Origin of the sequence: Haloferula sp. A504 (assembly GCF_044385805.1) — a bacterium.
GTDB lineage: Bacteria > Verrucomicrobiota > Verrucomicrobiia > Verrucomicrobiales > Akkermansiaceae > Haloferula.
The window spans coordinates 1-13722 of the sequence record NZ_JBISBU010000090.1 but is presented as its reverse complement, the minus strand read 5'-3'; the positions used below and the strand labels follow the sequence as shown (position 1 = coordinate 13722).

The 13722-nt window shown below is 64.5% G+C and carries 11 protein-coding genes; 5 read left to right on the top strand and 6 right to left on the bottom strand.

Going from position 1 to position 13722, the window contains the following annotated elements; genetic code table 11:
* The first annotated feature begins 307 nt into the window (after window positions 1-307).
* The 4 genes from ACG2LG_RS22660 to ACG2LG_RS22645 all read left to right on the top strand — a co-directional run bounded on the left by ACG2LG_RS22660 (window position 308) and on the right by ACG2LG_RS22645 (window position 5332).
* Window positions 308-2836, top strand: a complete 2529-nt coding sequence (locus ACG2LG_RS22660; protein WP_396262965.1) for a glycosyl hydrolase — start codon at window positions 308-310, stop codon at window positions 2834-2836.
* A gap of 156 nt (window positions 2837-2992) precedes the next feature.
* Window positions 2993-4411 carry a cytochrome c oxidase accessory protein CcoG gene (ccoG, locus tag ACG2LG_RS22655; RefSeq protein WP_396262963.1) on the top strand — a complete coding sequence of 473 codons (1419 nt, stop codon included), beginning with the start codon at window positions 2993-2995 and terminating at the stop codon, window positions 4409-4411.
* Between the two features lie 33 nt (window positions 4412-4444).
* Complete coding sequence (locus ACG2LG_RS22650) at window positions 4445-4570, top strand: hypothetical protein (protein ID WP_396262962.1); 126 nt, start codon at window positions 4445-4447, stop codon at window positions 4568-4570.
* Between the two features lie 48 nt (window positions 4571-4618).
* A complete protein-coding gene (locus tag ACG2LG_RS22645; RefSeq protein WP_396262960.1) occupies window positions 4619-5332 on the top strand; it encodes a sulfite exporter TauE/SafE family protein in 714 nt (237 codons plus the stop codon).
* A gap of 3 nt (window positions 5333-5335) precedes the next feature.
* On the opposite strand, the gene ACG2LG_RS22640 is transcribed toward ACG2LG_RS22645, so the two are convergent.
* Together ACG2LG_RS22640 and xylA are read right to left on the bottom strand one after the other, a co-directional pair.
* Window positions 5336-7030: a sodium:solute symporter gene (locus ACG2LG_RS22640; RefSeq protein WP_396262958.1), complete on the bottom strand. Its 1695-nt coding sequence runs from the start codon at window positions 7028-7030 to the stop codon at window positions 5336-5338.
* Window positions 7031-7098: 68 nt separating this feature from the next.
* Window positions 7099-8406, bottom strand: coding sequence for a xylose isomerase (xylA, locus tag ACG2LG_RS22635; protein WP_396262956.1), 1308 nt, complete (start codon window positions 8404-8406; stop codon window positions 7099-7101).
* Between the two features lie 258 nt (window positions 8407-8664).
* Here xylA and topB point away from each other — a divergent pair, with 258 nt between their 5' ends.
* Window positions 8665-11211 (top strand): DNA topoisomerase III, encoded by a 2547-nt coding sequence (gene topB, locus ACG2LG_RS22630; RefSeq protein WP_396262954.1) that lies wholly within the window; start codon window positions 8665-8667, stop codon window positions 11209-11211.
* 534 nt (window positions 11212-11745) lie between these two features.
* Here topB and ACG2LG_RS22625 read toward each other — a convergent pair.
* The 4 genes from ACG2LG_RS22625 to ACG2LG_RS22610 all read right to left on the bottom strand — a co-directional run.
* Window positions 11746-12009 (bottom strand): Txe/YoeB family addiction module toxin, encoded by a 264-nt coding sequence (locus tag ACG2LG_RS22625; protein WP_396262952.1) that lies wholly within the window; start codon window positions 12007-12009, stop codon window positions 11746-11748.
* Window positions 12006-12248: a type II toxin-antitoxin system Phd/YefM family antitoxin gene (locus ACG2LG_RS22620; RefSeq protein ID WP_396262950.1), complete on the bottom strand. Its 243-nt coding sequence runs from the start codon at window positions 12246-12248 to the stop codon at window positions 12006-12008. Before ACG2LG_RS22620 ends, ACG2LG_RS22625 begins: the two co-directional genes overlap by 4 nt.
* A 160-nt stretch (window positions 12249-12408) precedes the next feature.
* Window positions 12409-13425, bottom strand: coding sequence for a UDP-3-O-(3-hydroxymyristoyl)glucosamine N-acyltransferase (gene lpxD, locus ACG2LG_RS22615; RefSeq protein WP_396262948.1), 1017 nt, complete (start codon window positions 13423-13425; stop codon window positions 12409-12411).
* A gap of 12 nt (window positions 13426-13437) precedes the next feature.
* Window positions 13438-13722 (bottom strand): OmpH family outer membrane protein (locus tag ACG2LG_RS22610; protein ID WP_396262947.1); only part of this gene is annotated, 285 nt, incomplete at its 5' end.

Genomic DNA, 13722 nt, shown 5'->3' with positions numbered 1-13722 from the left:
CGACGCAGTTGCCTTCGGCTGCTCTCCCGTTGCTCGTCTCGGGAGGACTCAGACTCTCACTGGTTGGTTTCATGTATGTGCACGCGCACGAGCGCGCGACGCTGTCGCGCATCGCCGAGTCCTTCGCGGCTCGGATCCCCCAGTCCGGGTCCGCCTCAGGTGACGACTCTCCTGAGGCGACTCCTTCTTCTCCCGGCAAGGACGAGGCGCGACAGCGTCGCGCGGTCCTGGGGGGCGTTCGCAGGATGCACAGCAATTGGCAGGATCCGCCAAGGGATCCGCGCGGCGGGGACGTATCGTTCCTGCCATGAAATGCGTCTGGATCCTCGGACTTGCCGCCCTCTCCCTGCTTCCGGCCCGCTCCGACGAGCTCGAAACCCGCTTCCGCGAGCTGCCGAATGACGCCCGCCGGTTGACCGGCCCCTTGTTCTGGCTCCACGGCGACGAGAACGAAACGCCCGAGCGCCTCGCCCACTACATCGAAAAGATCGCCGAAGGAGGAAACGGCTGCTTCACCGCCGAGTCGCGGCCCCACGCCGACTGGCTCGGACCGGGCTGGTATCGCGACCTCGGCATCTGCCTCGAAGCGGCCAGGAAGCACGATCTGCAGATGTGGATCTTCGACGAGAAATGGTGGCCCAGCCAGTCGATCGGCGGAACGGTGCCGCCGGCATACGCCGCCAAGTCACTGGTGGCGGAAACCACCGACCTGACAGGCCCGGAGAACTTCAAGGCCGATGGCCACCACGGTGACCGCTACATCGCCACGGTCGCCGGACGCCTCAACGAGGCGGGAGAGATCGAGGGCGGCACCCTCCTCGACCTGGCACCCTTCATCAGCGACGGCAATCTCATCTGGAAGGTCCCGCCCGGGCAGTGGCAGGTCATTCGTTTCCGCCACGAGCAGGCACCGGGTCTCGGACAGGGAGGCGGCAGGGAGCTAAGCGTCGACGGCGCCAGCCGCGACTGCGTCGAGTGGTTCCTGAAAACCGTCTATCAGCCTCACTTCGACCGCTTCGGTGACGACTTCGGCGAAAGGATTCCCGGATTCTTCTACGACGAACCGGAGACCCGCGGCGACTGGGGGACCGAAGTCCCGGTCATCCTCGAGGAATGGGGCGTCGACTGGAAGAAGGCCTACGTCGCCTACAAGCTCAAGCTGGCCGGCGACGACCACGACGCCGCCCGCTATCAGTACATGGAGGCCCTTGCCGAGGCCTGGGGCCGGGTAATGTATGGCGGCATGACCCGCTGGTGCGAGGAACGCGGAGTCAAGTCGATCGGCCACTTCATGGAGCACAACATGCTCTACCTGAAGCCGGACTACTGCGCCGGCGACATGATGCGCCTGCAGAAGTACAGCTCGATGGGCGGCATCGACCTGGTCGTGCGCCAGATGTATCCCGGCCAGCGGCCCCACGACATCTACCAGACTCCCAAGCTCGGCAGCTCGATCTCCCACGTCTACGGCAAGCAGGACGACCTCGCGATGTGCGAGATCTTCGGCGGCTACGGACAGGTCCTGACCTACTCGGAAATGAAGTGGCTGACCGACCAGCACCAGGTCCGCGGCATCAACTTCATGATTCCCCACGCCTTCAACCCCAAGGCCCCCAACGACAAGGACTACCCGCCGTATTTCTACAACGACGGCCACGAGACCCGTTGGCCGCTCTACCGCATCTGGGCCGACTACACGAGCCGACTGAGCCTCATGCTCACCGGCGGCCACCACGTCTGCCCGGTGGCCATCCTCTTCAGCGGAAATGTCGCGCGCGTCGGCGAATACGTCACCCCCGAGGACCTCACCACCGTCCTGCAGGACGCGCTTTACGATGCCGACTGGCTGCCCTTCGAGGCCTTCGAGAACCTCGCCACCCTCGACCGGGACCGCGTCGCCCTTCACGGCGAGCGCTACCGCGTGCTGGTGGTGCCACCGACCGAGGTCATCCCGCACGCGACCCTCGCCAAGGCGAAGGCGTTCTTCGACCAGGGCGGCGTGGTGGTCGGCTATGGCCGGCTGCCGGACAGGTCCGGCACGCCTGGCATCGCCTCGTCGGAAATCACCGCCCTCCGCGACGCGATCTGGGGCGGGGACCTGAAGCCGTCGACCACCGCCAGCAATCGAAACGCCCGGGGAGGCCGCGCCTACATCCTGCCCGAAAAGCCGGATGTCGCCACCCTGACCGCCGCCCTCCACGGCGATGCCGGTGTGGCACCCGTGATCGAGGTCGTGGAGGGCGACACCGGCGGACAACTGCACGTGCTTCACCGCGTCAAGGAAGGCCGCGATGTCTTCCTCATCTGCAACCAGGATCATGAAGGAAGTCGGCGTGACTTCCGGCTGCGCATCCCGAGCAAGGGAAATGCCGAGATATGGGATGCCATGCGCGGGGAAATCACCTCGGTTCCCGTAACGAGCGACGATGCGGGCTCGATCCTGCCGCTTTCCCTCGAGCCGATGGAAAGCGTGCTGGTCGTATTCCAGCCGGAGAAACGCGTCCTGCCGCTCCGGCTGACGCAGGCCATGATGGATGCCGCCGAGATCACCCCGGTTCCCAACACCGCCTGGCGGGGCGCCCCCTTCAAGGGACGTTTCGAACTCCCGGACACCGCGATGCCCCCCGGCGAGCGGATCTTCATCGAGATCACCCGACCGACCTCCGAAGACGCCTGCCGGGTGGCGGTCAACGGCGTGGAAGCGGGCGGTTTCATCGGCGCGCCCTACCGCCTCGACATCACCCGCCATCTCAAGGCGGGAAGCAATGAAGTCACCGTCGGTCCCTTCGGACCGACCGCCGTGCACCTCCTCCGGGTTGGTCCACACGGAAAGTGACGCCGCGCCGCCAAAGGAATCCCAAATCTGCGTAGTTTCCGGCATGTCTTGCCGACGCCTGGGAGGCTACGCAAATCCTCCGCTAATAAACGCACCGTCCTCCACAGCCCATGCGGAGCGACCACCACCGACCACGCCCACATTCACCGAGTTCCCATGGCACAGCCCACACCCCGGAAGCCCAACCTCGATTCGGTCACGACGATCAACGAGGACGGCTCGCGTTATTTCCTCCACCCCTCCGACGTCCGGGGCAAGTGGACGGCGTGGCGGCGGATCTTCGGCATCGTGCTGATCGCCATCTACGCCGCCCTGCCGTGGATCCCGGTCAACGGCGCCCCCGCGGTCTTCTTCGACATCGAGTTCCGGCGCTTCCACTTCTTCGGGCTTACGCTCGTGCCCCAGGACCTGTGGGTGATGTTCTTCTGCATCACCGGCCTCGGTTTCGGACTGTTCTTCGTAACCTCCCTGCTCGGTCGACTGTGGTGCGGCTGGACCTGCCCCTACACGGTCTTCCTCGATCACATCTACCGCCGCATCGAGCGCTGGATCGAGGGCGACGCCCCCGCCCGGAAGCTTCTCGCCGCTGCGCCGTGGACCGCTTCAAAGATCGCCAAGCGCATCCTCAAGCATGCGCTCTACGCACTCTGCTCGGCGCTCATCGCACACATCTTCCTGTCCTATTTCGTTTCCATCGAAAGGCTCTACTCCTTCATGGGCGAGGGTCCGATGGCCCACGCCACCGCCTTCGGCATCGTCACCTTCCTCACGCTCGTCCTGTGGTTCTGCTTCGGCTACTTCCGCGAACAGTTCTGCATCATCATGTGCCCCTACGGGCGGATCCAGAGCGCGCTCACCGACGACGACACCGTGGTCATCGGCTACGACGAGGTCCGCGGCGAACCGCGCGGACCGAAGGACAAGGTCGAGGGCGACTGCATCGACTGCAAACGCTGCGTCAACGTCTGCCCCACCGGCATCGACATCCGTGACGGACTCCAGCTTGAATGCATCGGCTGCACCGCCTGCATCGACGCCTGCGACGAGATCATGATCAAGGTCGGCCGCCCGACCGGCCTGGTCCGCTACGACTCGATGAACGGCCTTTCCGGGAAGAAGCGTCGTTTCCTGCGGCCCCGCATCTTCGCCTACACCGCCCTTTCCCTCCTCGGCCTCACCGCCTTCGGCTTCACCGCATCGAAGAAGGCCCGCCCCTACACCGCCACCTTCAAGAAAATGGCGATGGGCGGACTGCCGTTCCAGGCCGATGCCTCCAGCGTGCGGAACTTCTATCAGCTGCGCTTCCTCAACAAGCGGAACCAGCCCGCGACCTTCACCGCCACGCTCGTCGACGCGCCGGAGGGCTTCGTCCTCGGCGGCGGTGGCCAGACCGTCGACGTCAAAGCCCAGGGCGAAGTGACCCGCCAGTTCGTGGTGATCGCGCCGACCGCGAACTACGACGGGAAGACCACCGTCACCCTCCGGGTTTCGGCCAATCCCGGCGATGTCGAGATCGACCAAACCGTCACCTTCCTCGGACCCAATCCGGAACTGCTCGGCACTCCGGACTCGTGATCCCCTCCGATTTCATCCAGAATCCCCACCTCCATGAAATTGCATCCCTGGATCTTCGTCGTGCTCGCCTTCCTGCTCCTGATCGGTGCGTGGTCGGCGCTCATCACCATCGCCGTGAAACACGCCCCCGAAAAAATCGAGGTCCACGCCGATAAATAGATCTCCAGGATTTCGTCATTCGAAAATTCCACATTCGACATTCACTCGATGGACACCACCACCATCTTCGGGGCCCTTGCCGTCGGTCTCGCGACCAGCCTGCACTGTGCCGGGATGTGTGGCCCCATCGCCTGTGGGGTCGGCACGCTGGCCAAGTCGGAGTCGGAGCGCCTGACCGCCGCCAGTCTCTACCACGCCTCGCGCCTCGCTTCCTACGCCGTGATCGGCGCGATCTGCGGAGCGGTCGGCAAGGAACCGCTGCACTTTTTCTTCGATTCACCGGCCGTGCTCCTGCCCTGGGCCCTGGTCGTCGCCCTGCTGCTGCTGGCCACCGGCATCGACAAGAAAATCCCGCGGCCGAAGATCCTCAACCGCCTGACCGCCCGCGCCCGGCTCAAGGCCACGAAGTTCTCCGCCGCCGGCGGTGCCTCGGCGATGGGCCTGCTCACCCCTTTCCTGCCCTGTGGGCCGCTCTACGCCGTCTTCATCGCGCTGATGGCCTCCGGCTCCGCCGCCCGCGGTGCCGAAGCGGCGCTGGCCTTCGGGCTCGGCACCGTGCCCCTGCTGTGGCTCGCCCAGCACCAGTTCCACCGGCTGCGCCTCAAGCTCACGCCGATCCGCCTCGCCCGCCTCCAGCGCGGCCTGGCCCTCGTCACCGCCCTGCTTCTCGCCTGGCGCCTGCATGACACCCTGCCCGACTGGAGCCGCGAGCCGACCCCCGCCGCCAACGAGGAAAAGGAGCTCCCGAGCTGCTGCCACTGAGCGTCACCCCAGCCAGAAGCTGAAGTAGAGGTACATCCCGGCGACGAGACCCAGCACGATCACGGTGCCCACCACGTCCACGGCACCCCACGAGGCCCGGATTTCCCGGCGGTCTTCGGGGGTCAGCGATGAGTAGGTCAGGCCCCTCAAGCGGGCCTCATCCGGCGGCGCCGTTGCCAGCGAGGTGCCGACGATGATCAGCGCGCTCAGCAGCAGCAGCACGCCGGAGTAGTAGAGGAAATTGAAATCGGCGATGTTGGCGAACAACGAACCCTCCGCAAAGGGACTCGATCCGTGGATGGCCTCGATGGTGAGCTTGGCCATGCCGAGCACAAAGCCCCCGACCAGGCCGGCAAACGCCCCGCGATGGTTGGTCCGCTTCCAGAAGAGCCCGAGCAGGAACACGGCCGTGATCGGCGGTGCCAGGTAGCCCTGAACCGTCTGGAGGTACTTGTAGATGCCGCCGCCGGCCATCTTGTTCATGATCGGGATCCAAACGATCCCGCACAGCACCACCGCCGCCGTCGCCATGCGGCCGACCTTGAGCAGTTCCTTCTCCGGGCGGTTCGGACGGAGCTTTTCGTAGATGTCGACCGTGAAGAGCGTCGCGCAGGAGTTGAACAGCGAGGCCAGCGAGGACATCAGCGCCGAAAGCAGCCCTCCGACGACCAAACCGCGGAGCCCGACCGGCAGCAGGTTGGCCACCAGCGTGGGAAATACCATGTCGCCCTCCATCTTTCCGCCCTCGTCCTCCGCGATGGCGATGATCCCCTTCTGGTGAAGCGCCCAGCCGATGATTCCGGGCACGAGAAAGATCAGCACCGGCCACACTTTAAGAAAGCCACCCCAGATGGCACCGCGCCGGGCATTCGTCATGTCCTTGGCCGCCAGCGTGCGCTGGACGATGTACTGGTCGGTGCACCAGTACCAGATGCCGATCACCGGCGAGGCGATGAGAATGCCCAGCCAGGGGAAGTCACCGTTCTTCCACCACGGAACGCCTTCCTGAGTGAGCGGACGCCACAAGGCGAAGTTCTCCTTATTGTCGGCCGCCATCGCCTTGAGTTCACCCCAGCCCCCGAGTTCGCGGAGTCCGAACCAGGTGATGAAGCACGAGCCAAGCAGCAAAAGAAAGGTCTGCGCCACCTCGGTGTAAACGACCGCGCGAAGCCCGCCGAAAACCGTGTAGATCCCGGTCAGGATGACGGTCGTGAACGCCCCCACCCAGAAGGCGTTCTCCGGCGAGCCGAAGGTGTCGGGCAGCAGGGTCTTGAAAACGAGGGCCCCGGCGTAGACCGTCACCGACACCTTGGTGAAGACGTAGGCGATGAGTGACACGATCGACAGCACCCAGCGCACCCTCGAATTGAAGCGCCGCTCGAGGAACTCCGGCATCGTGTAGACCCCGGCCTTGTAGTAGAAAGGCACGAAAACCCACGCGAGGAGGATCATGATCCAGGCGTGGAGTTCCCAGTGGGCCATCGCCATGCCCGACGCCGCCCCGTTTCCAGCAAGGCCGACAATGTGCTCGGAGCCGATGTTCGAGGCAAACAGCGAGGCCCCCACCACGAACCAACCGATGTGGCGACCGGCGAGGAAGTAGTCGGTGGTGTTGCGAACCCGCCTCGAGGACCGCCAGACGATCCCGGCGATCAGCGCGAAATAGACCCCGATGACGATCCAATCGAGGGACTCCATGGCGGAAAAGCAGGCTGCCCGAACGCCGGGTCACTCATGTCGAGCGCCCGGCGATCGAACGGAGTCCATCAGATGAACTCGTTGATGATGTTCTCCAGCATCTCCTGGCGGCCCGAGTCGAGCGTCGGCTCGCCGGCCGAAAGCGCGTGGGCGGTGAGGTCCTCAAGTGTGACCCCACCGGATTCAACCTTGGCCCCGATGCCGCTGTCCCAGCTCGCGTAGCGGGTCTTGACGAAGTCGGCCAGGCGGCCGTCGGCCCGGATCGCCGCGGCGATCTTCAGGCCGCGGGCGAAGGCGTCCATGCCACCGACATGCGCGTGGATCAGGTCAATCGGCTCGTGCGACTCGCGGCGGCGCTTGGCGTCGAAATTGAGTCCGCCGGTGGTGAAGCCACCCATTTCCAGCACCTTCAGCATCACCTGGGTGGTGCCGTAGATGTCCGTCGGAAACTGGTCGGTGTCCCAGCCGATCAGCGTGTCGCCTTGGTTGGCGTCGATCGATCCGAGCGCGCCGGCGTCGATCGCCACGGTCAGCTCGTGCTGCATCGTGTGGCCGGCCAGCGTCGCGTGGTTGGTTTCGATGTTCAGCTTGAAGTGATCCATCAGGTCGTAGGCCTGGAGGAAATTCAGACAGGCCGCGGCGTCGGAGTCATACTGGTGGGTGGTCGGCTCCTGCGGCTTGGGCTCGATGTAGAACTGCCCCTCGAAGCCGATCTTCTTCTTGTAGTCCACGGCCATGTGCAGCAGCGCGGCGAGGTGGTCGAGCTCGCGCTTCATGTTGGTGTTGATCAGGCTGCCGTAGCCCTCACGGCCGCCCCAGAAGGTGTAGCCGAGGCCACCGAGCTGGTGGGTGGCGTCGATCGCCGCCTTGATCTGCGCACCGGCGTAGGCGAACACGTCCGCATTCGGCGAGGTGCCGGCCCCATGGGCGTAGCGCGGGTGGGTGAACAGGCAGGCGGTGCCCCACAGCAGCTTCTTGCCATGCTGCTGCTGGAGCTGGCCGAGGTGCTCGGCCACTTTCTCGAGGGCTGCGTTCGACTTTGCGAGGTCCCCGAGCTCGGGCGCGACATCGCGGTCGTGGAAGCACCAGAAATCAATGCCGGTCTTGTCGAGGAACTCGAAGAACACGTCGGCACGCTTGAGCGCGTTGTCGACACTGTCCGAGCCGTCATCCCACGGCATCAGCGCGGTCGGACCGCCGAAGGGATCCGCGAGGCCGTTGCGCATGACGTGCCAGTAGGCGGCGCCGAAGCGAAGGTGCTCGCTCATCGTCTTGCCCTCGACGACCTCGTCGGCGTTGTAGTGTTTGAAGGCAAACGGGTTCTTCGAGTCGGGGCCCTCGTACTGAACTTTGGTGATCTCTGGGAATTGGCTCATGGCATGGGGATGGGTCGGGCGAAATCCCCGCATACCCGGAGCCCGGTGAAAACCCAAAACTTCCCGCCATGCAGGATTCTCCGGACCCCGGAGGCCATCCGCACAAAGCCGCCCCGGGGCCGGCGACGGCCCGACGGATGGTTCCGGCGAAAATTCATCCCCTACGGGGATTCCCCCGAGCACTCCGAAATCGCCTTGCCAAGCCTCCCCAGTGGCGTCTAGTCCCGTCGCCACCGTCACACCGACGGACGACTTTCCATGGGTAAGACACTGATCATCGCCGAGAAACCTTCCGTCATGACCGACCTCAGCAAGGCGCTTTCGGGCGTGCTGGGGAGATTCGACAAGAAGGGCAAGGCCCGGGATGCCTACTTCGAAAGTGATCAGGCGATCATCACCTCCGCCGTCGGTCACCTGGTCGAACTGCGCATGCCCACCGGGCCGAAAGGCAACAAGCTGCCGTGGAAGTTCGACGTTCTCCCCGCGATTCCGGACCGTTTCGAACTCGATCCCATCGAGCAGTCGGCACCGCGACTGCGCCAGGTGGTGAAGCTGGCCAAGCGCAAGGATGTCGACACCATCGTCAACGCCTGCGACGCCGGCCGCGAGGGCGAGCTGATTTTCCGCTACATCATGGACATCGGCAACATCGACAAGCCGAGCCAGCGCCTGTGGATGCAGTCGATGACCAAGGGCGCCATCCTCGAGGCCTGGGAGCAGCTCCGCTCCGATGAGGACATGCAGTCGCTTGCCGACGCCGCACGCTGCCGCTCGGAGTCGGACTGGCTGGTCGGCCTCAACGCCACCCGCGCCCTGACCTGCTTCCGCTCGCGCCACGGCGGCTTCAACATCACCTCGGCCGGCCGGGTCCAGACCCCCACCCTTGCCATCCTCGCCAGGCGCGAGAAGGAGATCCAGGACTTCGTTCCCGAGGACTACTTCGAGGTCCACGGCACCTTCGGCGTCCGCGCCGGCGACTACCTCGGCAAGTGGATCCACCCCGATTTCAAGCGCGACCCCGCCAAGCCCCACGCCCGCCCCGAGCGGATCTGGGAAAAGGACCTCGCCGATGCCATCAAGGGCCGCTGCGAGGGCAAGACCGGCACCATCGAGGAAACCAGGAAGCCCTCGACCCAGATCGCGCCGCAACTTTACGACCTCACCACCCTCCAGCGCGAGGCCCCCTTCTCAGCCAAGGGCACCCTGGCCATCGCCCAGGCGCTCTACGAGAAACACAAGATGGTCACCTACCCGCGGACCGACTCGCGCTACCTGCCCGAGGACTACGTGAGCACCGTCCGCTCGACCCTCGCCGACATCGCTTCCTCGGACCTGCCCGTCGCGGACTACGCCCGCCAGGTGCTGGACGGAAAGACCGACGACGGACCGAAGCTGCACCAGTCGAAGCGCATCTTCAACACCGCCAAGGTCACCGACCACTTCGCCATCATCCCCACCGGCCGCGTGGTCAAGCTCAGCGACACCGAAGCCAAGCTCTACGACATGATCGTGAAGCGCTTCATCGCCGTGTTCTTCCCCAACGCCCGCTTCGAGCAGACCACCCGCCTGACGAAGATCACGCACCCCGACACCACCGACACCTTCAAGACCGAAGGCCGCGTGCTCGTTTTCCCGGGCTGGAAGGCCGTCTACGGCCAGAAGGCCGGCGTCGCCTCCGGCAAGGACGACCTGACCGCCGTCGAGGAGCGCGAGACCGCGGACACCCGCGCCATCGAGGTGCTCGAAGAGCAAACCAAGCCGCCCGCCCGCTACAACGAATCGACCCTCCTCTCCGCCATGGAGGGCGCCGGCAAGCTCGTCGACGACGAGGAACTCGCCGAAGCGATGTCCGAGCGCGGTCTCGGAACGCCGGCCACCCGCGCCGCGATCATCGAGACCCTGATCCGCCAGAAATACATCGTCCGCGATGGCGACGGCGGACGCTCCCCGCTCCACGTCACGCCCAACGGCATGCGCCTGATCCGGCTGGTCAACGAGATGGACATCGACGGCCTGGCCTCGCCGCAGATGACCGGTGACTGGGAATACAAGCTGCGCCAGATGGAGCACGGCCAACTCGCCCGCGACGAGTTCATGGACGAGATCAAGAAGTACACCCACGAGATCGTCGGCAAGGCCAAGAATCTCGCGGCGGAACTGAAGAACCGCAGCTTTCCCGATCTCGAATGTCCCTGCCCGGCCTGCGGTGCCCCCTCCCTCAAGCAGACCGACGCGACCTACGAATGCCGCGAACCCGAGTGCAAGTTCCGCGCCAAGAAGCACATCGCCGGACGCGAGCTGACGATGGAGGAGGCCAAACAGCTCTTCACCACCAAGTTCGTCGGACCGCTCGAGGGCTTCCGCTCGCGCTTCAACAAACCCTTCGAAGCCGCCCTCGAACTCGACGACAAGTTCAAGGTGAACTTCGTCTTCGACAAGGACGACGACGAATCGGCATCGGACCTCACCGAAGACCAGGTCGTCGCCACCCTCACGCTCACCGACGGCCGGGAGGCGAAGGTCTACGGCACCGACAAGGCCTGGTTCCTGCCGGCGATCAAGAGCGACCGCGACAAGGACGGCATCCGCATCGGCAAGACCATCCTGCAGCGCGAGATTCCCGAGGAAGACCTCTTCAAGATGCTCACCGAGGGCAAGACGGGGCTCATCAAGGGCTTCATCTCGAACCGCACCAAGCGCCCCTTCGACGCCTTTCTCACCTTCGATCCGGAGAGCGGAAAAGTCGGCTTCGAGTTCCCGCCGCGCCCCGCCAAGAAGGCGGCGAAGAAGGCCGGAAACTCCTGACCTACGCGATTGCGTGGCCGTTCACGGCCCGTATTCGTTTGCAGCGCTCAGGCGACGGACGTAGGCTCCTGCCGTCCCCCCGATATGGGCAAAGTCCCGGAGCCCGCGACGCTCAATCTGAGCTGAGCAAACATTCCGGAACCGGACACCGTTTTCCCCCAACGTGTGTGTGTAAGCCGTCCGGCAGGTCGTCCCCCGACCCGCCGGGCGGCTTTTTCTTTCGGGGAAGAACGTCCAAGCAGGTAGGCACCGGGCATGCAGGCGGGGCGTAGCGGAGCAGCATGAACTGTTCCGCCGGGAGAGGGTTCATACCAACTCACAGAATTAACTGGTAGAATGGAGCTTGTTTATTGTTTTTTGAACAGCGCTTCGCGATGACTTCGTAAAGCCGGGCCCTTTCGCGCAATCTCTTCGTTGTTCGTCAGTTGCGGGGCACGCCCCGCGCCCTCCTCACGCCTTGACCTTGCGCGAAATTGCTCCGGCCATTCTACCAGTTGATTATGCTCATTGGTATCACTGCTGGTTTGTTGGGTCCTAGTCGTAATGCGTCCAGAGCCTGATGACTTTGACCACCTGCTCCTCCTCGAACACCTCGTATACAAGCCGATGCTGGATATTGATTCGGCGCGAATACGCTCCCTTCAGATCTCCCACCAATGCCTCGAAGGGTGGAGGATCCGCGAATGGATCCTTTCGCACGATCTCAAGCAGTTCTCTGGCCTTTTTGGCGAGGGGGGTCCCCTTGAGCTTCTTGGCGTCCTTCTTGGCCTGGCGGGTATAGACCAACTCGTAGCTCACAGGTCGATCTCCTTACTGCAGGCGTCAATCGGCTCAGCCATCCCCTCCCGAATCGACTCCCGCATACCAGGGATGCTCACGAGATGCAGAGTCTCCTGAATCGCCCGCCAGTCGGCCTCGGACACCAAGACGGCATTACCCCGCTTCCCGGTGATCTGCACTGGTTCGTGATCTTCAAGGGCCGAATCGATCACCCGGTAAAGGTCTGATCGCGCCGATGTCGCGGAAATCGTCTTCATCCGTGAAGCGTACGTGATGGCGTGCGTTCCGCAATCTGTTTTTTCGACCCAACAGTGTAGTCCTGCCACCCTTGGCAAGGAAGCCCTTGATGCAAATCCACCACGACGCGCTCAGCATCAGCTTGCGACGAACCGTCCGCAAGCATGAGAGATGACGGGGCTACTCCTCCAGGCGCTTCACCCGCTTGATGAGGTCCGGAAGCTTCCTCAGCGCCGCCTTCTGGCGCTGATCGTCCATGTGGGGCTGGGCCGGGTAGCCGCCGTAGGTCTTGCCGCCCTCGAGGTCGGCGGTCGCGCCGGTACGGGCGGCAAACACCGCCTGGTCTCCGATCTTGACGTGACCCGCCACGCCCGCCTGGGCGGCCATGACGACGTATTTCCCGGTCTTCGAGCTGCCGGCCACGCCGGTCTGGGAAACCAGCAGGTTGTGTTCTCCAATCTGCACGTTGTGGGCGATCTGCACGAGGTTGTCGATCTTGCTGCCGGCCCCGATCACCGTCCGCCCGAAACGCGCGCGGTCGATGGTGGTGTTGGCACCGATCTCGACGTCGTCCTCCAACACCACGATGCCAATCTGGTCCATCTTCACATGACGACCCTCGACGGTCTCGTAGCCGAAGCCGTCCGACCCGATCACCGCGCCAGGTTGCACGATCACGCGGTCGCCGAGCACGCAGCGTTCACGAATGGAAACCAGCGCATGCAGCAGGCAGTCGCTGCCGATGACGACCTTCTCGCCGACCACGACGTTCGGCCCGATCTCGGTGCCGTCGCCGATCACCGCCCCGGCCATCACGACCGCGCCGGCGTGGATGCGGACCTTCGCCGGATCGAACCCGACGCTCTCGTCGATGATCGCCCGCGGATCAATGCCGGGCTCGAACACTCGCGCATGCGCCGCCGTGAAGTGCTTCACCGCCACGCCGAAGGCGAGCGAGGGATTCTCGACGGCAATCAAGGCCGCGGACTCCGGTCCGGCGGTCACCCCCGGCGGCACGAACACCGCCCCGGCCCGGGTTTCGAGAAACTGCTGACGGTAGCGCTCGTTGCCGAGGAACGACAACTCGGAAGGCCCCGCCTCATCGAGCGCGGCGATGCCTTCGATCAAAAAAGAAGGCTCGCCCCGGACGATGTCTCCATCGACCTGACGGGCGAGCTCGGATAAAGTCAGGGCCACGGCCGGGGGGGCTTACTCGCCACCCTCTTCCGCGGGGGCTTCTTCCTCGGCGGGTGCCTCGGTCTCGGGCGGGGCGTCCTTGTTGAGGTCTTCAAGCAACACGGCGGTGATGTCCGTCGCGTCCTTGGTGTAGAGCAGGAAGGGCACCTGCGAGGTGCTCATGCCCGACTTGTCGAAGACGTAGTCGTAGTCCTCCTTTTTCGCCTCTTCCTCCACCAGCTTGCGGATCTCCTCGAGGATCCCCTTCATCCGCTGCACCATCTTCTCGTTGAGCGCCTGGTTGCGGCGCTGCAGGAA

Bases quoted from the DNA above. Each gene is read 5' to 3' on its own strand.
- ACG2LG_RS22660 (WP_396262965.1), top strand. From the start codon at position 308: ATGAAATGCGTCTGGATCCTCGGACTTGCCGCCCTCTCCCTGCTTCCG.
- ccoG (WP_396262963.1), top strand. From the start codon at position 2,993: ATGGCACAGCCCACACCCCGGAAGCCCAACCTCGATTCGGTCACGACG.
- ACG2LG_RS22650 (WP_396262962.1), top strand. From the start codon at position 4,445: ATGAAATTGCATCCCTGGATCTTCGTCGTGCTCGCCTTCCTGCTCCTG.
- ACG2LG_RS22645 (WP_396262960.1), top strand. From the start codon at position 4,619: ATGGACACCACCACCATCTTCGGGGCCCTTGCCGTCGGTCTCGCGACC.
- ACG2LG_RS22640 (WP_396262958.1), bottom strand. From the start codon at position 7,030: ATGGAGTCCCTCGATTGGATCGTCATCGGGGTCTATTTCGCGCTGATC.
- xylA (WP_396262956.1), bottom strand. From the start codon at position 8,406: ATGAGCCAATTCCCAGAGATCACCAAAGTTCAGTACGAGGGCCCCGAC.
- topB (WP_396262954.1), top strand. From the start codon at position 8,665: ATGGGTAAGACACTGATCATCGCCGAGAAACCTTCCGTCATGACCGAC.
- ACG2LG_RS22620 (WP_396262950.1), bottom strand. From the start codon at position 12,248: ATGAAGACGATTTCCGCGACATCGGCGCGATCAGACCTTTACCGGGTG.